The 24,808-nt window shown below is 71.9% G+C and carries 18 protein-coding genes, 2 tRNA genes and 1 riboswitch; of the genes, 8 read left to right on the plus strand and 12 right to left on the minus strand.

Features of this window, described 5'->3' with window-relative positions; translation table 11 throughout:
- Positions 1-486 precede the first annotated feature (486 nt).
- A complete protein-coding gene (locus ACTMTU_RS10245) occupies positions 487-1,056 on the minus strand; it encodes a MarR family winged helix-turn-helix transcriptional regulator (protein WP_005315409.1) in 570 nt (189 codons plus the stop codon).
- Between the two features lie 160 nt (positions 1,057-1,216).
- Here ACTMTU_RS10245 and ACTMTU_RS10250 point away from each other — a divergent pair, with 160 nt between their 5' ends.
- Positions 1,217-2,491 (plus strand): MFS transporter, encoded by a 1,275-nt coding sequence (locus ACTMTU_RS10250; protein WP_441263695.1) that lies wholly within the window; start codon positions 1,217-1,219, stop codon positions 2,489-2,491.
- Between the two features lie 19 nt (positions 2,492-2,510).
- Here ACTMTU_RS10250 and ACTMTU_RS10255 read toward each other — a convergent pair whose 3' ends face one another.
- Together ACTMTU_RS10255 and ACTMTU_RS10260 are read right to left on the minus strand one after the other, a co-directional pair.
- The gene (locus ACTMTU_RS10255; protein ID WP_441263184.1) at positions 2,511-4,190 is read right to left on the minus strand and encodes an ATP-binding SpoIIE family protein phosphatase; all 1,680 of its coding nucleotides are present in this window, start codon (positions 4,188-4,190) and stop codon (positions 2,511-2,513) included.
- A 127-nt stretch (positions 4,191-4,317) separates the two neighbouring features.
- Complete coding sequence (locus ACTMTU_RS10260; RefSeq protein ID WP_441263185.1) at positions 4,318-5,793, minus strand: NAD(P)/FAD-dependent oxidoreductase; 1,476 nt, start codon at positions 5,791-5,793, stop codon at positions 4,318-4,320.
- A gap of 324 nt (positions 5,794-6,117) precedes the next feature.
- Between ACTMTU_RS10260 and ACTMTU_RS10265 the strand changes: the two genes are divergently transcribed.
- Complete coding sequence (locus ACTMTU_RS10265; protein ID WP_441263696.1) at positions 6,118-6,894, plus strand: TetR/AcrR family transcriptional regulator; 777 nt, start codon at positions 6,118-6,120, stop codon at positions 6,892-6,894.
- Between the two features lie 193 nt (positions 6,895-7,087).
- Positions 7,088-9,091, plus strand: coding sequence for a sigma-70 family RNA polymerase sigma factor (locus ACTMTU_RS10270; protein WP_441263186.1), 2,004 nt, complete (start codon positions 7,088-7,090; stop codon positions 9,089-9,091).
- A 386-nt stretch (positions 9,092-9,477) separates the two neighbouring features.
- On the opposite strand, the gene ACTMTU_RS10275 is transcribed toward ACTMTU_RS10270, so the two are convergent.
- The gene (locus ACTMTU_RS10275) at positions 9,478-11,628 is read right to left on the minus strand and encodes an asparagine synthase-related protein (protein ID WP_441263697.1); all 2,151 of its coding nucleotides are present in this window, start codon (positions 11,626-11,628) and stop codon (positions 9,478-9,480) included.
- A 691-nt stretch (positions 11,629-12,319) separates the two neighbouring features.
- On the opposite strand from ACTMTU_RS10275, the gene ACTMTU_RS10280 reads away from it, so the two are divergent.
- From ACTMTU_RS10280 to ACTMTU_RS10295, 4 genes are all read left to right on the plus strand, one after another.
- Positions 12,320-13,813 (plus strand): MFS transporter, encoded by a 1,494-nt coding sequence (locus ACTMTU_RS10280; protein ID WP_364598386.1) that lies wholly within the window; start codon positions 12,320-12,322, stop codon positions 13,811-13,813.
- A gap of 130 nt (positions 13,814-13,943) precedes the next feature.
- Positions 13,944-15,173 (plus strand): L-2-hydroxyglutarate oxidase, encoded by a 1,230-nt coding sequence (gene lhgO, locus ACTMTU_RS10285; protein ID WP_441263187.1) that lies wholly within the window; start codon positions 13,944-13,946, stop codon positions 15,171-15,173.
- Positions 15,174-15,312: 139 nt separating this feature from the next.
- A complete protein-coding gene (trmB, locus tag ACTMTU_RS10290; protein ID WP_441263188.1) occupies positions 15,313-16,110 on the plus strand; it encodes a tRNA (guanosine(46)-N7)-methyltransferase TrmB in 798 nt (265 codons plus the stop codon).
- Between the two features lie 71 nt (positions 16,111-16,181).
- The gene (locus ACTMTU_RS10295; protein ID WP_441263189.1) at positions 16,182-17,555 is read left to right on the plus strand and encodes a PrsW family intramembrane metalloprotease; all 1,374 of its coding nucleotides are present in this window, start codon (positions 16,182-16,184) and stop codon (positions 17,553-17,555) included.
- A gap of 18 nt (positions 17,556-17,573) precedes the next feature.
- On the opposite strand, the gene ACTMTU_RS10300 is transcribed toward ACTMTU_RS10295, so the two are convergent.
- The 6 genes from ACTMTU_RS10300 to ACTMTU_RS10325 all read right to left on the minus strand — a co-directional run bounded on the left by ACTMTU_RS10300 (position 17,574) and on the right by ACTMTU_RS10325 (position 23,349).
- The gene (locus ACTMTU_RS10300) at positions 17,574-18,518 is read right to left on the minus strand and encodes an aldo/keto reductase (protein ID WP_441263190.1); all 945 of its coding nucleotides are present in this window, start codon (positions 18,516-18,518) and stop codon (positions 17,574-17,576) included.
- 127 nt (positions 18,519-18,645) lie between these two features.
- Complete coding sequence (locus tag ACTMTU_RS10305; protein WP_441263191.1) at positions 18,646-19,689, minus strand: M23 family metallopeptidase; 1,044 nt, start codon at positions 19,687-19,689, stop codon at positions 18,646-18,648.
- Positions 19,690-19,700: 11 nt separating this feature from the next.
- A riboswitch (cyclic di-AMP (ydaO/yuaA leader) is annotated at positions 19,701-19,857 on the minus strand.
- A 253-nt stretch (positions 19,858-20,110) separates the two neighbouring features.
- Entirely contained in the window at positions 20,111-21,214 is a 1,104-nt protein-coding gene (locus ACTMTU_RS10310) for a PP2C family protein-serine/threonine phosphatase (protein ID WP_441263192.1), read from the minus strand.
- A gap of 259 nt (positions 21,215-21,473) precedes the next feature.
- Positions 21,474-21,547, minus strand: a tRNA-Met gene (locus tag ACTMTU_RS10315).
- Between the two features lie 86 nt (positions 21,548-21,633).
- On the minus strand, positions 21,634-22,824 hold the full coding sequence (locus tag ACTMTU_RS10320) for a globin domain-containing protein (RefSeq protein ID WP_441263193.1): 1,191 nt from the start codon (positions 22,822-22,824) through the stop codon (positions 21,634-21,636).
- An 81-nt stretch (positions 22,825-22,905) separates the two neighbouring features.
- Positions 22,906-23,349 (minus strand): RrF2 family transcriptional regulator, encoded by a 444-nt coding sequence (locus ACTMTU_RS10325; RefSeq protein ID WP_441263194.1) that lies wholly within the window; start codon positions 23,347-23,349, stop codon positions 22,906-22,908.
- A 228-nt stretch (positions 23,350-23,577) separates the two neighbouring features.
- On the opposite strand from ACTMTU_RS10325, the gene ACTMTU_RS10330 reads away from it, so the two are divergent.
- Entirely contained in the window at positions 23,578-24,291 is a 714-nt protein-coding gene (locus ACTMTU_RS10330) for a class I SAM-dependent methyltransferase (protein ID WP_441263195.1), read from the plus strand.
- Here ACTMTU_RS10330 and ACTMTU_RS10335 read toward each other — a convergent pair.
- The gene (locus ACTMTU_RS10335) at positions 24,276-24,449 is read right to left on the minus strand and encodes a hypothetical protein (protein ID WP_441263196.1); all 174 of its coding nucleotides are present in this window, start codon (positions 24,447-24,449) and stop codon (positions 24,276-24,278) included. The genes ACTMTU_RS10330 and ACTMTU_RS10335 overlap by 16 nt on opposite strands.
- 138 nt (positions 24,450-24,587) lie before the next feature.
- Positions 24,588-24,663, minus strand: a tRNA-Lys gene (locus ACTMTU_RS10340).
- Positions 24,664-24,808 lie beyond the last annotated feature (145 nt).

A 24,808-nucleotide genomic window follows, 5' to 3' on the forward strand; every position in this document is an offset into this window, starting at 1 on the left:
GATGGACGGGGTATCAACATATCTGGCGTTGATTTTTGGCACACTGTTGAGTTCTCAAGGAACGGACGCTTCCTTTGTACTCACCCTTTCGGGCTTTCCTCCGGGCGCTTCCCTTCGGTCTTGCGTTTCCGACTCTATCAGATCTTTCCGATCCGATTTCCTCGGTGTGCTTTCCGGCCTTTCGGCCTTCCGGCGGTTCCGACTCTATCAGACTCTTTCGGGCCTGATTCCCAGTCAGCGGGAGTTGTCATCCCGGCTGTTGGGCCGTTCCGACGCTCAAACTCTAGCGGATTTCCCGGGCGGCTCATAATCGAGCTTTCGAAATGAATTTCGGCATGCCGAAATTCGTCCCGGCTGGGAGATCGTGCTGAGTTTGGTTGCCGCGTTCGCGGCGGGATGGCTGTCGCAGAACCGTTCCGGCCCCGCGACAACTCGAAGAACCTTACGGATCGCAGAGGTCCGTGTCAACCCTGCCCCGCGGCCCGGCTAATCCAGGTCGGTGAGCCGCCCGCCGGCGTCCGGCTGGTCGTGTTCCACACGGCGGAGCACGCGGATGAGCAGCTCGCCGAGGACCGCCCGCTCGTCGCCCGAGAGGTCCTGGAGCAGGTCCTCCTCGAAGTTCGTCGCCATGCGCATCGCCTCGAGCCACTTGGCGCGGCCCTCGTCCGTCAGCTCGACGATCACCCGCACCCGGTTGTTCTCGTCGCGGTCGCGGGTGACCAGGCCTTCGCCGGCCATGCGATCGATGCGGTGCGTCATCGCGGCGGGGGTGAGCCCCAGGCGCTTGGCGAGTTCACCGGGTCCCATGCGATAGGGGGAGCCCGAGAGCACCAGCGTCTTCAGGACTTCCCACTCGGTGTTGCTGATGCCGAGGTCGGCGACCTGGCGGCCGTACGCGACGTTCATCCGGCGGTTGAGCCGGCCGAGGGCGGAGACCACCTTCTCGACCTGCGGGTCGAGATCGCCGAATTCGCGCTGGTAGGCAGCGATCTGCTCGTCGAGGCTCGGCTCGTGCGGGCCGGACGTCAGGGAGGCCTCGGGGGTCTCGGTAGGCATGCGCCGAAGTATGGCACGGCACTCGTTGGCATTGAAGTCCTTCGATGTGTACTCTTCAGCATTGAACTTTAGTGTTGAAGTCTTCAGGGTTCAGTCCTACGGACTCGAGGGGCTTCTCGACCAGAAGCAGGTGAGTGTGACCAAGGCGAAGGGTGCAGCGATGCGCCGGATCCAGGCGGGGAACGCGCTGAGCGCGTTCGGGCTCGGCTTCACCGTTCCGTACCTCTACGTCTATGTGGCGCAGGTGCGCGAGCTGGGCGCGAGCACGGCGGGTGCCGTGCTCGCGGTCTTCGCGATGGCCGCGCTCGTCGCTCTGCCCTTCACCGGGCGGATCATCGACCGCCGGGGGCCTCTGCCCGTGCTCGTGGCCGCCGCCGTGCTCGCCTCCGCGGGAGCCGTCGGCATGGGTCTCTCCGGCAGCATCCCAGCAGTCGTACTGTCAGCCGCGCTGCTCGGCGCCGGCACGGCCGTGATGCAGCCGGCGCTCGCCACGATGATCGTCTGGTGCTCGGAGACGGCGACCCGCACCCGTGCCTTCGCCACACAGTTCTTCCTGCAGAACCTGGGACTCGGCGTCGGTGGCCTGATCGGCGGACACATCGTCGACGAGAGCCGGCCGGCGAGCTTCACCCTGCTGTTCGGTATCGAGGCGGCCATGTTCCTCGTGCTCGCGGCGATCGCCCTGACCGTGCGGCTCCCCCACTCCCCGACGCTCCACGACTCGCGTCCCTCCGGCGCGGAGACCGGCGCCAAGGGCGGCCTGCGAGCACTGCTCGGCCACCGGGCCATGGTGCAGCTGCTCGTCCTGGGCTTCGTCCTCTTCTTCGCCTGCTACGGCCAGTTCGAGTCGGGTCTCGCCGCCTACGGCACGGAGGCCGCCGGTATCGAGCCCGCGACCCTCGGCACGGCCCTCGCGGCCAACACCGCGGTCATCGTGCTCGCGCAGTTCCTGGTGCTGAGGTTCGTGGAGCGGCGCAGGCGCAGCAGGGTCATCGCCTCGGTCGGGCTCATCTGGGCCGTGGCCTGGCTGGCGGCCGGCTACGCGGGCCTCGGCCACGGCAGCCAGGCCATGGCGACGGCCGCGTTCATCTCGACGTACGCGCTGTTCGGCCTCGGGGAGGCGATGCTCTCGCCGACCGTGGCACCGCTGGTCGCGGACCTGGCGCCGGAGGCCATGGTCGGGCAGTACAACTCGGCCTTCGCGCTGGTCAAGCAGCTCGCTCTGGCGGTCGGCCCGGCCGTCGGCGGGCCGATGGGCGCCGCGCTGCACGGCCCGTACATCGTGACGTTCGTGCTGTTCTCGTTGTCGGTCACGGTGCTGGCGCTGCGCCTGGGCAAGCGGCTCACCCCGGTGCAGGACCGGCCGTCGCTCTCGGCGAGGACCCGCGTGGTTGCCGTGCACAAGCCCGAGGAAGCGGTCGCCCCCGCCCGCTGAGGCCCCGGGTCCCTGGGCTTCAGCGCGGAAGGGCGAACTCGCACCAGACCGCTTTGCCGCCGCCCGGGGTGCGTCGGCTCCCCCAGGACGAGGCGATCGTCGCGATGATGGAGATCCCGCGGCCCGCCTCGTCCTCCGTCTCGGCGCGGCGGCGGCGCGGCAAATGGTCGTCCCCGTCCGTCACCTCGACGATCAGACGGCGGTCGGTGCGGCGGAGTCTGAGCCGCATGGGCGGGGTGCCGTGCTGGAGGGAGTTGGCGACCAGTTCACTGACGGCCAGCACACCGAGGTCGTGCAGCTCCGGCGAGAACCGCCACGAGGCGAGGACCCCTGACGCGAAGGCCCGGGCACGCGGCGCCGCCTCGATACCGCCGAGCAGGTCCAGGGCGGCGTTGTGGAACAGCTCGGCGTCCGCCCCCTTCCGCGTCGGGTGCTGCAGCACGAGCACGGCGACGTCGTCGTCGTGCTCCGCGGTGACGCCGAGGGAACGGATCAGCCGGTCGCAGACCACCTGCGGGCTGCCGGTCGCCCCGGACAGCGCGCGCTCCAGCGCGGCCACCCCTTCGTCGATGTCCTCGCCACGGCGTTCCACGAGGCCGTCCGTATAGAGGACGGCGGTGGAACCGGGCGGCAGGTCGATGGCGCCCGAGGTGTGCAGCCAGCCGCCGGTGCCGAGCGGCGGTCCGGTCGGTTCCGCCGCCTTGTGGACCGTGCCGTCCTCGTCGCGCACGAGGATCGGCAGATGGCCGGCGGAGGCGTAGACGAGCCGGCCCTCGTTCGGGTCGTGTACGGCGTACACACAGGTGGCGATCTGGCTGGCGTCGATCTCGGAGGCCAGGCCGTCCAGCAGCTGGAGGACCTCGTGCGGCGGGAGGTCGAGGCGGGCGTAGGCACGGACCGCGGTCCTCAGCTGGCCCATGACGGCGGCAGCGCGCACGCCGCGGCCCATCACGTCTCCGATGACGAGCGCCGTGCGTCCCGCGCCGAGCGTGATCACGTCGTACCAGTCGCCGCCGACCGCGGCGTCGATACCGCCGGGCTGGTAGGTGGCGGCGAAGCGGAGATCGTCGGGCTGTTCCAGTTCCTGCGGGAGCAGCGAACGCTGAAGCGTCACGGCCGTCTCCCGATGCCGGCGCTCGCTGGCCCGCAGACGCTCCGCCGCGTCCGCGTGGTCGGTGACGTCGGCCGCGAAGACGAACACGCCCTCGGTCTCCTTGCTGCCGTCCGCGCGCTCCGCGGGCAGGCAGGTGATCGTGTACGACCCCTCGCCCCGCCGGGCCGATTCCCCACCGCCCTGGATCCTGCGGGACTTGACCGTGCGCGGCTTGCCGCTGCGCAGCACCTGGTCCATCAGCGGCAGTAGCCCCAGCTCCGTGAGCTCGGGGCACACGTCGGCGGCAGGCGATCCGGCCTGCCGCGGCCCGAAGGCGGCGGCGTAGGCGTCGTTCACGTAGGCGATGCGGTGCTCGGGGCCGTAGACGAGCGCGACGAGGGCGGGCAGGCGGCCGAGCATCTCCGGTACGGAGAAGTCTTCCAGCGCCGGGACGTCGGGCGGGGGCTCGGAGTGACCGTACTCGCCGCGGGCCGCGGGCACGGAGCCCTCGGACCGCTGCGCCGGGGAGAGCCCTCGGTCGGTTCCCCGCGCCGCGGCGCGGCGCTGCGTACCGGGGAGCCTGGCGCTCCAACGCGTGAAGTTCACTGACTTTCTAGCCTCAATGGGATCGTCGCCAAGGGTCACTCTGTGCAGGTGTGAGCCCACCTATGGTCACACGTCAAGTGTGGCCGACCGGACTGACAGTCGTCTTTCCCGAGTTGCCGAACCGCCGTCAGGTCCCCGTGGGACCGTCGGGTGACCCGTCGGCCGACTGCTCCTGGGGCCCTTCCTTCTGGCCGGCGGACGGCTGCTCCTTCGAGCCGTTCGCCGGTCGTTCGCCTCCCGCCGCGAGTGCGAACTCGGCGCGCGGGTGTTCCAGCGAGCCGAGAGAGACGATCTCACGCTTGAAGAGCCCGGAGAGGGTCCATTCGGCCAACACTCGTGCCTTGCGGTTGAAGGTCGGCACCCGGCTGAGGTGGTAGACCCGGTGCATCAGCCAGGCCGGATAGCCCTTCAGCTTGCGCCCGTAGACGTGCGCGACGCCCTTGTGCAGGCCGAGGGACGCGACTGATCCCGCGTATTTGTGCGCGTAGTCCTGCATGGGCGCGCCGCGCAGCGAGGCCACGAGGTTCTCCGCGAGCACCTTGGTCTGGCGTACGGCGTGCTGGGCGTTGGGCGCGCACTCGGCCTCGGGCTTGTCGGACGTCAGGTCCGGGACGGCCGCGGCGTCACCGGCGGCCCAGGCGTGGTCGACGCCTTCGACGGAGAGACGGGCGGTGCACTTGAGCCGTCCCCGCCCGTTCAGGGGCAGGTCGGTGGCGGCGAGGACCGGGGCGGGTTTGACGCCTGCCGTCCACACGAGCGTCCGGGTGGGGAAGCGCGAGCCGTCGCTGAGGACGGCGACACGGTCCTCGCAGGAGTCGAGGCGCGTCTCCAGGCGTACGTCGATGTTCCGGGCGCGCAGCTCACGTACGGCGTACCTGCCCATCTGCTCGCCGACCTCGGGGAGGATGCGCCCCTGTGCCTCGACGAGGATCCACTTCAGGTCCTCCGGCTTGATGTTGTAGTAGTAGCGGGAGGTGTAACGGGCCATGTCCTCGAGCTCGGCGAGGGCTTCGACGCCCGCGTAGCCGCCGCCGACGAAGACGAAGGTCAGGGCGGCGTCGCGGATGGCCGGGTCCCGGGTCGACGAGGCGATGTCCATCTGTTCGATGACGTGGTTGCGCAGGCCGATCGCCTCCTCGACCGTCTTGAAACCGATGCCGAAGTCGGCGAGGCCGGGGACGGGAAGGGTGCGGGAGATGGACCCGGGCGCGATGACCAGCTCGTCATAGGTGATCTCGACGGCGCCGGCGCCCTCCTCCTCGGTCGCGAGCGTGCTGACCGTCGCCGTGCGCTTCGCGTGGTCGACGGCCTTGGCCTCGCCGATGACGATGGTGCATCTGTCGAGAACACGGCGGAGGGGGACCACGACATGGCGTGGGGAGATGGAACCGGCCGCGGCCTCCGGGAGGAACGGCTGATACGTCATATAAGGGTCGGGCGTGACCACGACGATTTCCATCTCGCCACGCGCCAGCTCGTGCTTCAGCTTCCGCTGGAGGCGCAGCGCGGTGTACATCCCGACGTAACCGCCGCCGACGACGAGAATGCGTTTGCGCGGCGGGGTGCCGGGGGTCGTGCCCCGGGTGTTTGCAGCCTTCACCATCCCATGAGGCAACGGCCTCGGGAGTTTGTCCACAGGCCCGGCAAATTGTGTGACCGGAAGACGGCTTCCGGCGGCTCCGCGCCCAGCTCGGGGCAAAAAGGAAGCCACGCAGGTCAGACATGGCGGGTGGGTCGGGGTCCCGGGGCGTAATAGGGAACCTTCCGGCCCTTGCTCCGATCGGGGGGCGCTCCGTGCGGAAGTACCCCCTTCTGAATTGACTCGGGCTCAACTATGTTCGTACTCGGTCGGGGTGTCGGGTCACGACATGCCCGGCGGACAGCGGGGAGGTCTCCGGGGGGAGACGACATGACCGGGGGAACGCTCATGCATATTCAGGATTCGCATTGGCAGACTGCCGTCGCGCCGGCATCGGCGGCCGACGGCAATGGGAGCGGGCGCGCGGGATCGGGCGGGACCAGCCGCTCCGCGCCGCTGCGGGTGGACGCGCAGCGCAATCTCGAGCACGTGTTGCGGGCGGCGCGCGAAGTGTTCGGCGAGCTTGGTTACGGCGCGCCGATGGAGGACGTCGCCCGGCGTGCGCGGGTCGGCGTGGGGACGGTGTACCGCCGCTTTCCCAGCAAGGACGTCCTGGTGCGCCGGATAGCCGAGGAGGAGACGTCCCGGCTGACCGAACAGGCGCGCACCGCGCTCGGGCAGGAGGAGGAGCCGTGGTCGGCTCTCGCACGTTTCCTGCGCACGTCGGTGGCGTCCGGCGCCGGTCGTCTGCTGCCGCCGCAGGTGCTGCGGGTGGGCGTCGACGGTGACGAGCCGACCGTCGTCACCGACACCGAGCCGCTGGACGACACCCGGGTGCCGCAGCAGCGGGCGGTGGCACAGCCCGGGCTGCGTGTGGTGGCGCCACGACCGATGCCGGCTGAGGAGCTGGACGACAGCGGTGCGGCGGATCTGCTGGAGGTGGTGGGCCGGCTCGTGGAGCGGGCCCGTGCGGCGGGCGAGCTTCGGGGTGATGTGACCGTGGCGGACGTGCTGCTGGTGATAGCCACCGCCGCGCCCTCGCTGCCCGACGCCGCACAGCAGGAGGCGGCCTCGGCCCGGTTGCTGGACATTCTGCTCGAGGGCCTGCGCCCCCGGGCGGTGTGATTGCTGCCCGCACGTCAACACGCCGTGTCCGTACGCCCGCCGCAGTGTGCCTCTTACGAGTGAGGCAGAGGAACCGGATCCGTGGAAGTTTCCCCGGACGGGTGGTTGCCGTACGGAGGGGTTCGGCGTAGGGCCGCTGTATGGCACGCTTGCCCGGTGTTCGGGTCTGTAGGTGCTTACGGGGGCTTCCGCGATGAGCGGTGACGGGCGGGACGAGTCGCTGAGCGGCGCGGCCGGGCCGGAGGCGGACGAACTGTCCGCCTCCCAGGTGCCCAGCCAGGGCGGCCGAGGTTATTCCCCGGGCGGGGCGGGACCGGCCGGCGCGGCGGGGCAGGCAACGGACAGTGCGCCGGACGTGTCCAGGGCGCTGTCCGCGGAACCTGCGGATTCGCAGAACCACTACGCGGTGCCGCAGCAGCGGGAGGCCGGCAGCCACGGCTCGGTGCTGCCCCCGCCCCGCGAACTGCCACCGGCAGACGCAGAATTGATTCTGCGCATGCGGGACGGCGACGACAGCGCGTACGAGGAGCTGTTCCGCCGCCACGCGGACGCCATCCGGCGCTATGCCCGCACCTGTTGCCGGGACGCCGACACCGCCGACGACCTGACCGCGGAGGTGTTCGCCCGGACGCTGCAGGCGGTGCGCGGCGGCGCCGGGCCCGAGCAGGCCGTACGGGCCTACCTGCTCACCACGGTCCGGCGCGTCGCCGCGAACTGGATGAAGACCGCGAAGCGGGAGCAACTGGTCGAGGACTTCGCGGCTTTCGCCACGGAGGCGGCCCGCAGCGCCGACGCGTCGAACGAGGACACCCTCGACCTCGGCGCGGACGTACGGGCGATGCACGAGGCGGAACGGTCACTCGCCATGCAGGCGTTCCGGTCACTGCCGGAGCGCTGGCAGGCGGTGCTGTGGCACACCACCGTCGAGGAGGAGTCGCCGAGCGACGTCGCACCGCTCTTCGGGCTGACCGCCAACGCGACCGCGGTGCTCGCGAGCCGGGCCCGCGAAGGCCTCAAGCAGGCCTACCTCCAGGCCCATGTGAGCACCGCGCTCACCACGGGCGGCGACTGCGCGCGCTACGCGGACCGGCTGGGCGCCTACGCCCGCGGCGGTCTGCGCATGCGGGCGGAACGCGGGCTTCGCAAGCACCTGGACGAGTGCGTCAAGTGCCGGCTCGCCGCGGGTGAACTGGCGCATGTCAACGCGGGCATTCCGGCGCTGCTGCCGATCGCGGTGATCGGCTGGTTCGCCGCGGGGTACTCCCTCAAGGCCGCGGGCATCGTGGCGGGCGGCGCCGTGGGCGCCGCAGGAGCCGGAGCGGCGGCGGCCGCCACCGGGAGCACCGCCGGTGGCGCCTCGGGCGGTGCCACGGGCGGTGCCGCGGCCGAAGGCCTCGGGGCCCCGGCGAAGGTGGGCATCGCGGCCGCTGTCGCCGCGGTCGCGGCCGCCGGACTGGTCTGGGCGCTTTCCGGTGACCCGCAACCGGTCCCGGATCCTGTGGCGAAGCCGCCGGTCGCCCAGCCCGTCGTACCGCCGCCCACGCCCGAGCCGGAGTCCCCGGCCCCGCCCGCGCCGAATTCGCCGCCGGTCGTCGAAGCCGTGGCGGCGCCGGAGCCCGAGCCGGCACCCCCGAAGCCCACGCCGCCGAAGCCGAGCCCCACGCCGGAGCCGCAGCCTTCCCCGACGCCCACACCCACGCCGTCGCCCACACCCACCCCCACACCCACCCCCACACCCACGCCTCCGTCGCCCGCGCCGGAGGTCTACCAGGTGAACCGCCTCGACTACGGGGCTTTCGGCGACCACACGGGCCCGGAGGTCCGGCTCGGCGAGAGCAGCTGGCTCTGGCAGCGCTCGTCCATGTCCATCGGCGGCACGCAGTACGCGCACGGGGCGACCGCGCACGCCAAGTCGTCCATCACCATCGACCTCAACCGACGGTGCACCACGTACGAAGCATTCGTCGGCATCGACGACCTGACGCGCGGCCTGGGCATGGGCGCGGTGCGCTTCTCGGTGTACGGGGACGGGACGCGGCTGTGGAGCTCCCCCGTCGTCCGCAGCGGCGAACCGGCGGTCCCGGTCCACGTGCCCATCACCGGCCGCAGCACCATCCGCCTGGTGGCGGAACCGGAGACTGCACGGGACCAGGTGGCGCTGGCGGACTGGGCGGAGTCACGCATCACCTGCGAGTAGGGGCGGGGCGTGGCCGCCGTGGCTTGACCGCTGCGCGGGGCCGTTTCCCCTACCCGCCCCTTCCCGAAACCGGGCTCCGCCCGGACCCGGCCCCGCGCGAAGCGCGGTGTTTCGGGGGCTCCTCCCCCTATGCATGGCGGCGTGGGGGGACCCCCACCGCACCCCCGCGCCTCGAACGCCGGCGAGGCTGAAGTTGCCAGGCAACTCGAGCCCGCCCGGGGGCACCTCCCACGGCCGCCAGGCCGTAGGAGATTGAGGGCACCGCGCGAAGCGCGGTACGGGGTCCGGGGCCTGCCCCGCCACGCGGCGGAGCCGCACATCGGTACAGCGGGAAGGGGCGGGTAGGGACAAGCCCGCCGCAGGCGCCACGCACCCGCACCCGCCCCCTACGACTGCAGCGTCGGCCGTCGCGGCACCCCGCCCGCCACCGCTCGCTGCCGCGGCGCCGCCGTACCCGTCCAGCACGTGCCCCGGCGCGACAGCAGCCTCCGCAGCCAAAGTTCGGTGGAGACCAGGTCCGCCAGCCCGTCCAGTGGCACGGGCTCGCCCTCGGACGCCGCACGGAGCGCCCCGCGGACGACGCGGGCCTCGATGAGGCCCGCGTCCGCGAGCAGCGGGGCGTCGAAGAGGGCGATCAGGTGCGGCAGCGCCGACCGTAGTCCCGTGCGGGCCGCCGCGGCGGACGAGGCGTGTGTCGGGGAGCCCCAGCCGGGCGGCAGGTCGTGGATGCCGGCGCCCGCGAGGACCGTGCGCAGTACGGCGGCCCGCGCGCCCGGCTGGACGCGGAGCGATTCCGGCAGGTCCCGGCAGGCCCGTACGACCTGGTTGTCCAGGTAGGGCGCGTGCAGACGCTGGCTGCGTACCTCCGCGGCCTGTTCCAGGATCCGGTGGTCGAAGGCGTGGCGGGCGAGCGCGGCCCGTGCCCGTGTCTCGCCCGGCCGTTGGACCGAGGTGGGCCGGGTCGCCGCCTCCGTCAGCCGAACCGATACTTCAGCGAGCGCCTCCCCGGTGAGCCAGCGTGCCGCGGGCCCGGGACGGGACCACGCCAGCGCCGCCAGTGACGCGCCCACCGCGCCGTTGCGCAGGGCGGGACCCGGACGATTGGCGAGGAGCACGTCGCCGGCAGCCGCCTCGAGTCCGGTGCGGTAGGGCGTTCGGGCCAGCTTGCGGGCTGCCCGGTACACGGTGAGCGGGACGAAGAGGGACTGGGGGGAAGGCCGTTCCGAGCGGGCCAGGGCGGTGACCGGCCGCAGCAGGTGGCGTCTGCGCCGGTCCAGCAGCAGGTCGGCCAGCCGCGCCGGATGCGCGTCCAGCACCTGCCGCGCGCCCGCTCCGGTGAAGTGGTCGGCACTGCCGGCGGCCAGCCGACCCCGGTGGCGTTCCGCGGTCACCAAGGACGGTGCGGGTTCGTCGGTCAGGGGGCCGGAGTCGAGATTCGCGTACGGCAGTCCTTCTTCTCCGGCGGCGACCACGACATGGTGCAGGCGTGGGTTGGCGGCGATGAGGCGGGCCCGTTCCAGCTCGGGCTCGCGCAGCTCGTGTCCGCTGGTGGCGAGGTCGTTGAAGGTGACGGCGAGCAGGCGTTCACCGGCGCCGGTGCCGTGTCCGAGCACCGTGCCCGGTACGCCGGGCAGTCCGGCCGCGAGCAGGGCGAGGGTGCTTGAGGCGCTGCCCCCGGAGAGGTCGGCGCCGATCCCGGGCGTCGGCCCGCCGCGGGCCGCGCGGCGTTCGGCGGGGCCCATCCCGGGGACGGGCCCCGGGTCGGGCGGCATGGTCTCGGGCGCGTGCCGGGGCGCGGTCAGCCTGGCACGTACGGCCTCGACGAGTGCGTCGCGTACACCGTCGATGGCGCGAGCGGCCTCGACCTGCGGGGCGGCGACGGCGAGCGAGGCGACCGGTTCGTACCCGGTGATCTCCCGTGAGCCCTCCCGCAGGATCAGCGCGTGTCCGGGCGGGATGCGTTTCACTCCGGCGTACGGGGTGGAGTCGCGCAGCGCCTCCGGCGACTCGGGGCAGGCCAGCAGGGCGGCCAGGTGTCCGATGTCGAGCTGGGCCTCGATGAGGTCGGCCAGCGGGAGGGCGGCGGTCGCGTACGCCGTGCCGTTCGCCCACGGGGTGTAGAAGACGGGGCGGGCACCGGCGAGGTCGCCGACGACGGTGATGCGGCGGCCGACCTGGACGACGACGGTGTAGCTGCCCGCCCACGCGGTCAGATGCCTCAGTGCGCCGCCGCGCGCCGCGAACAGCCCGACCCGCAGCTGTTCGTCGCTGGCGGCGCAGCAGCCGAGGACGGCGAGCCGGGTCACGGTGGGCGCCTGGCCGTTGCCCGGGGTGGCATAAGGCCGTTGGTGCGGTTCGGCGGTGATGATGCGCACCTCGTCGGGCCGCCAGTCCCCGACGGCCCACAGCGGATCCGGGTCGCCCCACAGGAGTTGGGCTCCGACGGGATGCAGGGTGCGGCCCTCTTCGGAGGCTCCGACGGCGCCCGCCGTGCCGAAGTTCGCGGCGATACTGCTCCACCCCACCAGCCACCGCATCGCCGCCTCCCCAACATTGCCGGACATCGCCGAAGCCGTTCGGGAACATGCTGCCACGAAGGAGGCGCACGCGAAGGGCTCCCGGTAGCGCGTGCAAAAACGGAACACCGCGGCGGCGTTGGCGATTTGCCGACGGTGCGGGAGCCGGCTCCGAGGCCGCCGGAGGTCCGGGCAACCCTCGGGAAGGGCCGACGGACAGGCGTCATTCAGCCATTTTCGGGGCCGCGTCAGCGTGGCAGTTTGACCGCAACACACGGACCGGGAGGCGCAGTTCGCCTCCCGGGCCCTGTCCGCCGCCCGCGGGGATTGAGGCGGCGGTGTCCCCCAGCCCGCTGGTTCCAGTACGCAGCGGGCCGACCCACGCAGCACTCATGGAAGCGCTCCCGCCTCCGACCGGCCAGAGCGCACGGACGGGCGCACGGCCACACGGCGGGAGCACGAGGGCGGACGGGCGATCACCCGTACGGACAACAATCCCGCCATAGGGAAGTTGGCCCCTTAACGGTCGGGATGCGGCGAACTACGCTGTGTTTGCTGCTGTTCTCCACAGGCGCGCATATTCCGCAGGGCACGGCCACATGGTTTTGCAGCCGGGACCGGTCGGGAGGGGGTGCCGCGAACCGGGAGAACCCAGCACGAATGCCGTGCGCGGGCCGTGCGCGGCAGCCGTCTGCGTGTCGAGGGGTGGCGCATGTCCAGGGAGCAACGCGGGCCGAACGAAAAGCTCGGCACGGTTCTCGCCCTCGCGGGAATCAGTAACGCGGGCCTCGCGCGGCGGGTCAACGACCTCGGCGCGCAGCGTGGTCTGACCCTCCGCTACGACAAGACGTCGGTGGCCCGGTGGGTGTCCAAGGGCATGGTGCCGCAGGGCGCCGCACCCCATCTCATCGCGGCAGCCATCGGCGCCAAGCTGGGCCGTCCGGTGCCGCTCCACGAGATCGGACTGGCCGACGCCGACCCGGCGCCCGAGGTGGGACTGGCGTTCCCGCGTGATGTCGGCGAAGCGGTGAAATCGGCCACCGAACTGTACCGGCTGGATCTTGCGGGCCGCCGTGCCGGCGGCGGGGGCATCTGGCAGTCCCTGGCCGGATCGTTCGCAGTGAGCGCTTACGCGACGCCCGCCTCCCGTTGGCTGATAACCCCGGCCGACGCGTCGGTCGAGCGGCTGTTCGACGCGACCGGCGGCTCGTCCCTCTCCTCCGACCCCTCTTCCGGTTCCCCCGACGTTCCCGACGGCACGGAGACCGCGGACGCCGCCGACACGCCCGCCCGCGTGGGTCACAGCGACGTCGCGAAACTCCGGGAGGCGGCGGAGGACGCCCGCCGCTGGGACTCCAAGTACGGGGGCGGTGACTGGCGTTCGTCGATGGTCCCCGAGTGCCTGCGCGTCGACGCCGCACCCCTGCTTCTCGGCTCGTACTCGGACGAAGTGGGCCGGGCCCTGTTCGGCGCGACCGCCGAACTGACCCGACTCGCCGGGTGGATGGCCTTCGACACCGGACAGCAGGAAGCCGCGCAGCGCTACTACATCCAGGCGCTGCGCCTGGCCCGCGCCGCCGCCGATGTGCCGCTGGGCGGATACGTGCTCGCCTCCATGTCGCTCCAGGCGACGTACCGCGGCTTCGCCGACGAGGGCGTCGACCTGGCCCAGGCGGCACTGGAACGCAACCGGGGCCTCGCCACCGCCCGCACCATGAGCTTCTTCCGTCTGGTGGAGGCCCGCGCCCACGCCAAGGCGAACGACGCGGCGGCCGCGGGCGCGGCCCTCAAGGCCGCGGAGGGCTGGCTGGAGAGGTCGAGGGAGGGCGACGGCGACCCGTCCTGGCTGGGCTTCTACTCGTACGACAGATTCGCGGCGGACGCGGCCGAGTGCTACCGCGACCTGAAGGCACCGCGGCAGGTGCGGCGCTTCACGGAGCAGGCACTGTCCCGCCCCACGGAGGAGTACGTGCGCTCGCACGGACTGCGGCTCGTGGTGTCCGCGGTGGCCGAGCTGGAATCGGGCAATCTGGACGCCGCCTGTGCGGCGGGCACCCGCGCGGTGGAGGTCGCGGGCCGGATCTCGTCCGCTCGGACCACGGAGTACGTACGGGACCTGCTGCACCGGCTCGAGCCGTACGGCGACGAGCCGCGGGTCATGGAGCTGCGGGAGAGGGCCCGCCCGCTCCTCATGACACCTGCCTGACGCCCCTGACGGCACCCCCGGGGACGCCGGCGGCGGTTCCCGCGTGGAAGTCGGGCGTGTCTCCCGCGTGTCGACTGGTTTGAGCGCGTTGTCAGCGGGCCAGTGCACTATCGGGGTGGGAGGTGACGCGGTGAGGGCGTCCGGGCATGACTTCGACTGCGATGTGCTGGTGGTCGGCGGCGGCATCGTCGGCCTGTCGACGGCGTACGCGCTCTCGCGCTCGGCCCCCGGCACGGGAGTGACGGTCCTGGAGAAGGAACAGGGCCCCGCCCGGCACCAGACGGGCCGCAACAGCGGTGTGATCCACAGCGGGATCTACTACCGGCCCGGGTCGCTGAAGGCCCGGTTCGCCGTGCGCGGCGCCGCCGAGATGGTCAAGTTCTGTGCGGAGTACGGCATCGGTCACGAGGTCACCGGCAAGCTGATCGTGGCGACGGACAGGGACGAGCTCCCACGGCTCCACGCCCTGGTCCAGCGCGGCCGGGAGAACGGCATTCCGGTGCGCGAGCTCGGTCCGGCGCAGATCAGTGAGTACGAGCCGGAGGTCCGCGGCCTCGCCGCGATCCATGTGGCGACGACCGGCATCTGCGACTACGGGTCGGTGGCCGCACAGCTCGCGACGGCATCCGGCGCGGACGTGCGGTACGGCGAGGAGGTCACCGCCGTCGACCGCCGCCCGTGGGGCGTCGCGGTCCGGACACGCTCGGGCACGGTCGTACGGGCCCGGGTGCTGGTCAACTGCGCCGGGCTGCACTGCGACCGGGTGGCCCGGCTCGCGGGCGACGACCCGGGGATGCGGATCGTCCCGTTCCGGGGGGAGTACTACGACCTGGCCCGCCCCGGTCTCGTCCGCGGGTTGGTCTACCCGGTGCCCGACCCGGCGTTCCCGTTCCTCGGCGTCCACCTCACCCGGGGCATCGACGGCGGCGTCCACGTCGGCCCGAACGCCGTCCCCGCTCTGGCACGCGAGGGCTACAGCTGGTCGGCCGTCCGGCCCCTGGACCTGGCGGGCACGCTCGGCTGGCCCGGCTCCTGGCACATCGCCCGCCGGCACTGGCGGTACGGGGCCGGGGAGCTGCGCCGCTCGGTGTCCAAGCGGGCGTTCACGGCGGCGGTACGGCGACTGCTGCCGGCGGTCACGGAGGACGACCTGCGCCCGGCACCGGCGGGCGTGCGCGCGCAGGCGGTGCTCCGCGACGGGACACTCGCCGACGACTTCCTGATCCGGGAGGCCCCGCGGACGGTGCACGTCCTGAACGCCCCCTCTCCGGCGGCGACGGCGTCGCTCCCGATCGGCCGCGAGGTCGCCCGTCGCGCGCTCACCGCGCTGTCGCCCTCGCGTCCCCGCACCGTCCGGTGACGCGGCCGGACCGGACGGCCGCGCCTCGCGCGGAGCGTTCAAGCGGCTGCGCCGCCCCGTGACCTGACCGCTCCCGCTCACCGGGGGCGGCCCACGCCGGCGCACCGCCCGATCGCGCCCTCGTAGAATCGGCATCACTGTGTCTGAGTTCCGTGATCCCGACCCCAGCTCCGAGGCCCCGCGCCACTTCATCCGCGCCAAGAGCGAGCCGCGCTTCCCGGGCGGACCCGCCGCCGACCCGGCCGGTTCGCACCACGAGCGTCGTATTCGCAGCTTCCAGCCGCGGCGCAGCCGGGTCACCGCCGGGCAGGAGGACGCGTTGCAGCGGCTGTGGCCGCTGTGGGGCCTGGACATCGACGGGCACCGGGTGCTGGACCTCGAGGAGATGTTCGGCGGACTTCCCGTCGTCCTGGAGATCGGCTTCGGCATGGGGGAGGCTACCGCCCAGATGGCCGCCGACGACCCGGGGACCGGGATCCTCGCCGTCGACGTCCACACCCCCGGCCAGGGCAACCTGCTCGCTCTCGCGGAACGGAACGGCCTGTCCAACATCCGGGTTGCCAACGGCGACGCGATCATCCTGCTTCGGGAGATGCTGCCGCCCCGCTCGCTCCACGGCATGCGGGTCTACTTCCCCGACCCGTGGCCGAAGAAGCGGCACCACAAGCGCCGGCTGATCCAGCCGGACTTCCTCTCCCTCGCCGCCGGGCCGCTCGCTCCGGGCGCGATCCTGCACTGCGCGACCGACTGGGAGCCGTACGCCGAGCAGATGCTCGAGGTGCTGTCGGCGCATCCGGATTTCGAGAACACCCAGGAGGACGGCGGCTTCGCGCCGCGACCCGCGTTCCGTCCGCTGACCCGCTTCGAGGGCCAGGGCCTGGACAAGGGCCACAAGGTCCGCGATCTGCTGTTCCGCCGGGTCACGCCCCAGGCCTGAACTGTGCGGTGACGCCCGCGACGGGCGACGCGCCGTCGCCGCTTGTCGGTGCTCCTGGTTAGGGTCGACGGGTGTCCGACTCCGCGCAGCAACCACCGGAGCACCGCCCGCAGCGCCCGGCGGTGCCCCCGCACCCCGTGTTGCCCGCGCGTGAGCAGGAGCATGTCGACGCGCTGCTGACCGAAGTGCCCGCGCCGGCGCGCCGGCGCTACCGGCCGCGGGCGGCGTCGAGGATCTGGCGCAGCCGGGCGTTCCGCGCCGGTGCGGTGATCACCCTGCTCGCCCTGTGCGCTCTGGTGATACTGGTGCTCGTGCGCGAGCAGACCGGCACCCACGGCTTCCTGGTCGGTCTCGGTCTCGCGACCCTGCCGGTCCCGCTGCTGCTGGCGGCGTTCCGCTGGCTCGACCGGGTGGAGCCCGGCCCGTGGCGGAATCTTCTCTTCGCCTTCGCCTGGGGCGCATTCGCCGCCGCGCTGGTCGCGATCGTCGCGAACACCTTCGCGACCCGCTGGATAGCGACGGCGACCGCCGACCCGGCCTCGGCCGACACTCTCGGCGCGACGGTGATAGCGCCGGTCGTGGAGGAGAGCGCCAAGGCCGCCGCGATCCTGCTGCTCTTCGTCTTCCGCAGACGGGACTTCACCGGGATCGTGGACGGCGTGGTGGTCGCCGGCTTCACCGCCACCGGCTTCGCCTTCACGGAGAACATCCTCTATCTGGGCAGCGCCTTCGACGAGGACCAGGCGATAGGCACCTCCGGCTTCGCCTCCGTGACCGCCGCGACGTTCTTCGTACGCATCGTGATGTCGCCGTTCGCGCATCCGCTCTTCACCGTGCTCACCGGCCTCGGCTTCGGTCTCGCCGCGCTCGGCGCGCGCCGGCACCTGCGGTTGCGGCGCATCGCGCTGCCGCTGCTGGGCCTGGCGCTCGCGATGGGGATGCACGCCCTGTGGAACGGCTCGGCGTCGATGCTCGGCCCGTGGGGCTTCTACGCCGTGTACGGGGCTTTCATGGTGCCGGTGTTCGCGCTGCTCACCTGGCTGGCGATATGGACCCGCCAGCGTGAGCTGCGCACGATCTCGGAGGAGCTTCCGGCGTACGCCGCGGCCGGCTGGATGTCCGCGGCCGAGCCCCGCGCCCTGTCGTCGATGCGGGCCCGCACCGTGGCCCGGGACTTCGCCCGGCGCGCGTACGGCCCGGCGGCCGGGCACGCCGTGTCGGAGTACGAGGCGTTCGCGACGACGCTCGCCTTCCTGCGTCACCGGGCCCACCGGGGCGCTGCGGGCCCGGATTTCGTGGAGCGCGAGCAGGAGCTGCTGCACCATCTGTGGCAGCGCAGGGAGGTGGCGGGCCCTTCGCTGGCGTACGCCGCCCAGGCGACGGCCCGGATGCCGCTGCCGCCGCCGCACCGCGACTACAGCGGCTACAACCCCTACCGCTACTGAGCCCGCGCCGGTGCGGTCTCAGGCGGACGCGGCGGTCAGCTCGGCCAGCTCGCCCTCCGTCAGGGCCAGGTCCGCCGCCGCCACCAGGGCCGGCACCTGCTCGACCGTACGGGCCGACGCGATCGGCGCGGCCACGGTCGGCTGCGCGGCCAGCCACGCCAGTGCGACGGTCGCGATCTCCGCGCCACGGGCCTGCGCGATCCTGTCGAGCACGTCGAGGACCTTCAGCCCTCGCTCCGACTCGAGGTGCTTGGAGGCTCCTTGGGCCCTGGCACTGTCCACCGTGGTGCCGGGCCGGTACTTGCCGGTGAGGAAGCCCGACGCGAGCGCGTAGTAGGGGACGGCGGCGAGGCCGGCGCGGGCGGCGGTGTCCTGGAGTTCGCCCTCGTAGGTGCGGCGTGAGACCAGGTTGTAGTGGGGCTGCAGCGCCACATAGCGGGCGAGGCCCTCCCGCTCGGAGAAGTCCAGGGACGCCCGGAGCCGTTCGGCGCTGATGTTGGAGGCGGCGATCGCGCGCACCTTGCCGTCCTTCACCAGCTGGTCGAGGGCGGTGATGATCTCCTCGACGGGCACGGACGGGTCGTCGAAGTGGGTGTAGTAGAGGTCGATGTGGTCGGTGCCCAGCCGGGTGAGCGACTCCTCCGCAGCCGCCTTGAGCGTGGTGGCGGAGAGACCCTTGTGGCGGGGGTGGGCGCCGACCTTGGTGGCGACGACGACTTCGGAGCGGTTGCCGCGGGCCGCGAGCCACTTGCCGATGAGGGTCTCCGACTCGCCGCCCTCGTTCCCGGGGGCCCACGAGGAGTAGCTGTCGGCTGTGTCGACGAAGTTGCCGCCCGCGGCGGTGTACGCGTCGAGGACCGCGAAGGTCCGCGCCTCGTCGGCCGTCCAGCCGAAGACGTTGCCGCCGAGAGCGAGCGGGAAGACGGTCAGGCCGGAGGAACCGAGGGTGCGCAGAGAGGTCATGCGGTGATCAACGGCCGTGCCCGTACCGGCTATTCCGGCAGCCCTGGCGTCGGGGGGTGTGCGCCAGGGCTCCGGAGACATGGATGTGCCCGGTACGGGACTTACCGCGACCCGTACCGGGCAGGGATCAGAGCGTGAGGCCCTTGCCGCGCAGCCACGCCATCGGGTCGATGCCCGCGCCGCCGGCGGTGTGCACCTCGAGGTGCAGGTGCGGGCCGGTGACGTTACCGGTCGCGCCGACGCGCCCGATCGTCTCGCCGGTGGACACCTGCTGGCCCGCGCTCGCCGTCATCGAGGAGAGGTGGGCGTACAGGACCTCGGTGCCGTCCTCGAGTTCGAGGACGATGCGGTAGCCGTAGGAACCGGACCAGCCTGCGGACTTGACCGTGCCGCCGTGCACCGCCTTGACCGGGGTCCCGGTCGGTGCCGCGAAGTCCAGGCCGGTGTGCTGGCCGGAGGACCACATCGCGCCGGACTCACCGTAGGTGGAGGTGATCGTGTAGGAGGAGGTCGGAAGGGAGAAGCTGCGGGCGAGCTCGGCGAGACGCGCCGCCTCCGCCGCCGCACGCGCGGCCTCCTCCGCCTTGCGCTTCTCCTCGGCGGCCTTGGCCTCGGCCGCGCTCTGCTGCTTCTCGGCTGCGGCCGCCGCCTGCTCGGCGGCAAGCGCCTCCGCGGCCGCCTTCGCCTCGGCGTCGGCCTCTGCCTGCTGCTGCTCGGCCTGCTGGAGGATCCGGGCGCGCAGGGCCTCGCCGGAGCCGGCGGCCTGAGCCTGGCCGGCGCCGCTGTCGGCGACCGTGGTCGCGGCGGTGAGCGGCGCGGCGTGCACATCGCCGTCGGAGTCGTCCGAGTCGGAGATCAGGGATCCCACGCCGGGAAGCGACTTCGCGTCGGGAAGCTTGTCCGCGATGGAATCGGGAAGGGAGATGGAGACCGCCGGCTTGTCCTGCGCGGTGGCTATGCCACCCGCGCCGACCGCGGCGATGACGCCGACTCCGAGCACCGTGGAGCTGCGGGCGATTCCGCCGCGCTGCTTGATGACACGGTGCCGGCCGCGCACGGGGCGGACGGAGTCCTCTGTGGGGTTCCACTCCTCCCAAGTCCGCTCGGGGGCGTCGGTACTGAAACGTTCGGACGCGAAGCGGGCCTCGGGGGCAGGCATGTTGGACGCCACGAAGGCGTACTCCTTTCCTTCCTTCTCGCCTACCGGGTTAGCTGACGGGTTCGGAGCAGGAAGGTCTCCTACGGGCGCCCTCGACCGCGGACAGAGCGGCAAAGGGTGACCGATTCACCCCAATTAGTGGTTCCCCGGTTCCCTTACGGGATTCGGCACGTGCGCACGGCGCCGCCTCTGCGACGGCTGGGACGACCGCACTGCGTTATCGAACGTTAATAGACGCCGGGGCCGGATTCCAAGCTGTTCCGGGTGATCATTAACGACTTCGCCCGGGACTTACCCGGACAGAGTCGGCCGGAACCGGGCGAGTTGATCAAACGCCAGAGGCAGTCACAGTTCTGACGGTGTATCAAATGTTATGCGGACGGCTCCCCTTCGACTACGGAGCGTGCGCACCACCCGTATCAGGGCCGTGATGTCACGCGGGCCTGCCGCGGCCGTCCGGCTCCGGCGGAACCACCGGCACCGTCCTGCGTCGTTCCGGCTGCCCTTCCGCAGGCCTGCCGACCGCCAGCAGCGCCATGTCGTCGCTCGAACCGCCGCCGGTGTACCGCCGTACGTCGTCGACGAGCGCGTCCAGCAGCTCCGCCGGCCCCGGGAAGAGACGCCCCGCGAGCCGTTCCACCGGGTCGTAGAAGACGCCGCGAGCGTCCCGCGCCTCCGTCACCCCGTCCGTGTAGAGCAGCAGCGTCGCCCCGTCGGGCAGCGGGTACTCGTCCGCCCGGTCCGGCCACGCCGCCAGGTCGCCCATCCCCAGCGGCAGCGCGGCCTGCGCCGGCCCGAGGACGTCCAGAGCGCCGTCGGCGTGCAGCACCAAGGGCTCGGGATGCCCCCGGTTCACCAGGCGCACCAGGGCCCGGCCGCGCGGGATCTCGCCCAGAACGGCGGTGGTGAACCCCTCCACGGCGTCCAGCCCCTCCCGCCTGGTGCCTTCCCGCTTGAGCGCCCGCTCCAACCGCTGCGCCACGCCCTCCAGCGAGTGCTCCTGCTCCGCGGCCTCGCGGAAGGCGCCGATGAGCACGGCCACGGTCCCCACCGCCCCCAGCCCTTTGCCCCGCACATCGCCGACGAGGAGGCGCACGCCGTGAGGGGTGTCCTGCACCGCGAAGAGGTCACCGCCGATGAACGCGCCCGCCTGCGCCGCCTCGTACCGGGCGGCGATGTACAGACCGCCGATCCGGTCGGCCGGCGCGGGCAGGACGGCCCGCTGCGCGGTCTCGGCGATCACCCGGGCCGAGGCGAGCCGCTCACCGCTGCGCCGCACGAGGATGTTGATGAACAGCGCAAGTGCGACGACGGTGACCACCGTGGTCGTCTCGGTGAGGACCGTGATCTGCCAGAAGCTTCTGTTGACGGCATGGAGGACGCTCAGCGCCAGAACCGCGGCGATCCCGGTCAGCAGGGTCGCCATCCATGACAGGACAGGCGCCGCGACGAGCGGGGCGGCCGCATAGAGAGGTACGGCGGTGAACCGGGGCGGGGTCAGAACGTCGAAGACCACCCCGCCGACGATCATCGCCATGGGCAACACGCGGACGAACCACGGGGCTCTTCTGGCGCCGCCCTGATCTCGCCACTCCTGGCCCAAAGGTGGTCTCCTGCCGGGTCCTACCGGGTCCGCTGACGGCTGCGGACAGTACCGCGCCCCCCTCAGGCTGAAGGCCGACGCGCCGCGGGGCGACTTCCGGTCGCCCGACCGGGCGACGATCGGAACGCTGCCGGAAAAAGCCACCGGCCCGGTGGTCGATCTTCTCGATCGACCACCGGGCCGGTGTCATCAGTAGCGGGGACAGGATTTGAACCTGCGACCTCTGGGTTATGAGCCCAGCGAGCTACCGAGCTGCTCCACCCCGCGTCGGTGAACACAACCTTACGCCATGCAGAGCAAGATCCGTACCAATTACGAGCAGCGCCGGGAGAAGGCCGGAAAATTGTCGTCGGCTACTCCTGACCGAGCCAGAGATCGGGCCCGAAAACCTCGTAGTGCACGGCCGCGGCGGGAACGCCCCGGCGCAGCAGCTCATCCCGTACGGAGCGCATGAACGGCAACGGGCCGCACAGATAGGCCGTGAGCCCCTCGGGGAGGTCCAGTGCGCCGATGTCGGCCTGCCCGGCCGCCGCACCGGCGTCGCCGCCGGTCTCGTACCAGAGGTGGAGGGACGCCGAAGGGTGGGCGTCGACGAGACGGCGCAACTCCTCGCGGTGGGCGTGGTCCGCCGGGCTGCGGTCGGCGTGCACGACGATGACCCGGCGGTCGGAACCGGTGGCGGCGAGGTGGTCGAGCATGGCGAGCATCGGCGTGCTGCCGATGCCGGCGGACGCCAGCAGCAGCGGGCCCTCGTCCTCGCCCAGCACCAGATCGCCGAAGGGCAAGGAGACGGTCAGCAGATCCCCGGCCCGCGCGGTCTCGTGGAGCCACGAGGAGACCTCACCCTGCGGACCGGCCGCGCCCCGCGCCCGCTTGACGGTGATGCGCCACTGCGAGCCACCGGGGGCCGCGGAGAGGCTGTACTGGCGTATCTGCCGGGCACCGTCAGGGAGTTCGGCCTGGACACTGACGTACTGCCCGGGCCTGAAGGCGCCGGCGGGAGATCCGTCGGCCGGCCGAAGGAGGAACGAGACCACGTCAGGCGTCTGTTCGCGCCGCTCGACGATCTCCATGCTGCGCCACACCTCACCGTCGGCGGCGCCGGCCTCCTTGTAGAGACCTGATTCCGCCGCGATCAAGGCGTTCGCCATCAGCCAGTAGACCTCGTCCCAGGCGGCGGCGACCTCGGCGGTGACGGCGTCACCCAGCACCTCCGCGATCGCCGCGAACAGGTGCTCGTGCACGAGCTTGTACTGGCCGGAGGTGACACCCAAGGAGGCGTGCTTGTTGGCGATCCGCGCCAGCATCGCGTCCGGCCGCTCGTCGGACCGCTCGAGCAGCATGCCCGCGAAGGCGGCTATCGAGCCGGCCAGCGCCTGCTGCTGCTCCCCGTTGGCCTGGTTGCCCCGGTTGAAGAAGTCCCGCAGCAGCTCGGGCCGGTCGTCGAACAGCTTGCGATAGAAGAGCTGGGTGATGTCGCCGATGGCGGCTCCGACGACGGGGAGGGTGGCCCGGACGACCGGGACGGACTGCTCGGAGAGCACGACTACTCCTTAATTGGTATTTCATCTGCGTATTCGAAGCCGTCGTTCTGAAACTCCTGAGGGCACGGCTTCAGCTTGGTTTCATCCGGTGCGGCGACCTGAGAGCCCGACCAGGACCGGCCCGGCCGGGGAAGCCACCAGATCGGCCACCGTCAGCGGATCCAGGGCGGCGTGGAACGCCTCCTGCGCATCGCGCAGCGCCCGCCGCAGCCGGCAGGCCCCGCGCAGGGGGCACGGCGCATCGCCCTCGCAGGCGACCACTTCACCCTCCCCCTCCAGCTCCCGCACCAGCCATCCGACGGAGGCCCGCCGGCCGAGCGCGGTCAGCTCGAGCCCTCCGCCCCGTCCGCGCCGGGCCTCCAGGACGCCGAGACGCTGGAGCCGGGCGATCGCCTTGGCCATGTGCGCGTAAGGAACGTTCATCTCCTCCGCCACCGCGCGGGTGGTCAGAGGCCCGCCCTGCTCGGAGACCGCGAGGCGCATGACGGCGCGGAGCGCCAGATCGGTGAACTTGGTCAGTCGCACGAGGCGAAGCTAACAAACACGCATCTGAGAGTCGCATTTGGGGTCCGTCCCACCGCGCCAACCCTGGGTTCGCGTGCCGCCCGCCTGCCGCCGAGCCGCGAAGCAGGGCGCCGGAGCCCGGCACCACAGCACAGTGCCGAGCCGGGCGCCTCCGATGCCATCCGCCTGACACCGGAAGGCGACGGCGCGATTATGGGTCACCCAAGGCGGCCTCCGAAAGGTACTTTCGTGACAAACAGGATCAGCGACGCCGACTACGAGGGCATACGCCCCGACCGCAGGGACCAGGCTGAGGCCTTCGACGCCATCGGCGACAGCTACGACGATGCCTTCCCCCACAAGGAGGGCCAGATCTCCGCCGGCGAATGGCTGGCCGAGGCGCTGTCCCCCGGGGCACGGGTGCTGGATGTGGGCTGTGGTACCGGAGTGCCGACCGCGCGGCGGCTGGCGGACGCCGGATTCGAGGTGGTGGGTGTCGACCTGTCGAAGGAGATGGTGCGCCTCGCCCGGGCGAACGTGCCGGAAGGGGAGTTCCACCGACTCGACGTCGCGGACCTCCGGCCGGGCGGCCCCGCGGACCTGGGCCGCTTCGACGCGGTCACGGCCTTCTTCTCCCTGCTCATGCTCCCCCGCGAGGAGATCCCCGAGGCCCTGCGCACCGTCCACCACCTGCTGGCTCCCGGCGGCCTGTTCGTGATCTCGATGGTGGAGGCGGACATGGACAACCGCGCGATCCCGTTCCTCGGAAAGAGCATCCGGGTGTCCGGCTACCTCCGTGAGGAGCTGCACAAGGTCGTCGAGCAGGACTTCGAGATCCTCGAGGAGTCCTCGTACACCTACGCACCGGCGATCAGCGACGTGCCGCCCGAGGAACAGGTCTTCCTCTGCTGCCGGCGACGCGACCGAGCGTCCTCAGGGGTGCGCCGCTATTTCAGCGACTGACCGCCGGGGTCCTCGTTCGCGGTGTCCTGCCGCGGAACCGTGTACTCGTGCCCGCACTTGCCGCAGAGGTACCGCTTCGCCCCGAGCTCCTCGTCTCCCGTCCTGGTGATGTCGTGCTGGATCCCGGTCGTGTGGTCGCAGTCGTCTTCGAGTGCCATGGGTGCACCTCCTGTCTCCAGTGTGCGCGGGTTCCCGGGGTACCGGCGTCCGGGCCGGCCGGTGGGGCCGGATCACCGCCGAGGCCGGCCGGAGACAAGATCAGCCCCAGGCCAGAACCTTCCTGACCTGGGGCTGAGTGGTAGGCCGTGTGGGACTCGAACCCACAACCAACGGATTAAAAGTCCGCTGCTCTGCCAATTGAGCTAACGGCCCTCGACACAACACCCCTGAGCATAGCGGGAGAGATCCCCGGAGCCGATCGGGTATCTCCGCTCCCCCGCACGAGTCGCCGGCGAAGGAGCGTGAACACGTTCGGGCGCGACCCGCTCGCAGGCGCCTTCCCGGGCACCGGGACAGG

The organism is Streptomyces sp. OZ13, assembly GCF_052068155.1.
In the GTDB taxonomy this organism is placed as follows: domain Bacteria; phylum Actinomycetota; class Actinomycetes; order Streptomycetales; family Streptomycetaceae; genus Streptomyces.

What these genes read in the sequence shown, in the direction of transcription:
- ACTMTU_RS10245 (WP_005315409.1), bottom strand. Translation starts at nt 1,056, where the DNA reads ATGCCTACCGAGACCCCCGAGGCCTCCCTGACGTCCGGCCCGCACGAG.
- ACTMTU_RS10250 (WP_441263695.1), top strand. Translation starts at nt 1,217, where the DNA reads ATGCGCCGGATCCAGGCGGGGAACGCGCTGAGCGCGTTCGGGCTCGGC.
- ACTMTU_RS10260 (WP_441263185.1), bottom strand. Translation starts at nt 5,793, where the DNA reads ATGGTGAAGGCTGCAAACACCCGGGGCACGACCCCCGGCACCCCGCCG.
- ACTMTU_RS10265 (WP_441263696.1), top strand. Translation starts at nt 6,118, where the DNA reads ATGCATATTCAGGATTCGCATTGGCAGACTGCCGTCGCGCCGGCATCG.
- ACTMTU_RS10270 (WP_441263186.1), top strand. Translation starts at nt 7,088, where the DNA reads ATGAGCGGTGACGGGCGGGACGAGTCGCTGAGCGGCGCGGCCGGGCCG.
- ACTMTU_RS10275 (WP_441263697.1), bottom strand. Translation starts at nt 11,628, where the DNA reads ATGCGGTGGCTGGTGGGGTGGAGCAGTATCGCCGCGAACTTCGGCACG.
- ACTMTU_RS10280 (WP_364598386.1), top strand. Translation starts at nt 12,320, where the DNA reads ATGTCCAGGGAGCAACGCGGGCCGAACGAAAAGCTCGGCACGGTTCTC.
- ACTMTU_RS10300 (WP_441263190.1), bottom strand. Translation starts at nt 18,518, where the DNA reads ATGACCTCTCTGCGCACCCTCGGTTCCTCCGGCCTGACCGTCTTCCCG.
- ACTMTU_RS10310 (WP_441263192.1), bottom strand. Translation starts at nt 21,214, where the DNA reads ATGGCGATGATCGTCGGCGGGGTGGTCTTCGACGTTCTGACCCCGCCC.
- ACTMTU_RS10335 (WP_441263196.1), bottom strand. Translation starts at nt 24,449, where the DNA reads ATGGCACTCGAAGACGACTGCGACCACACGACCGGGATCCAGCACGAC.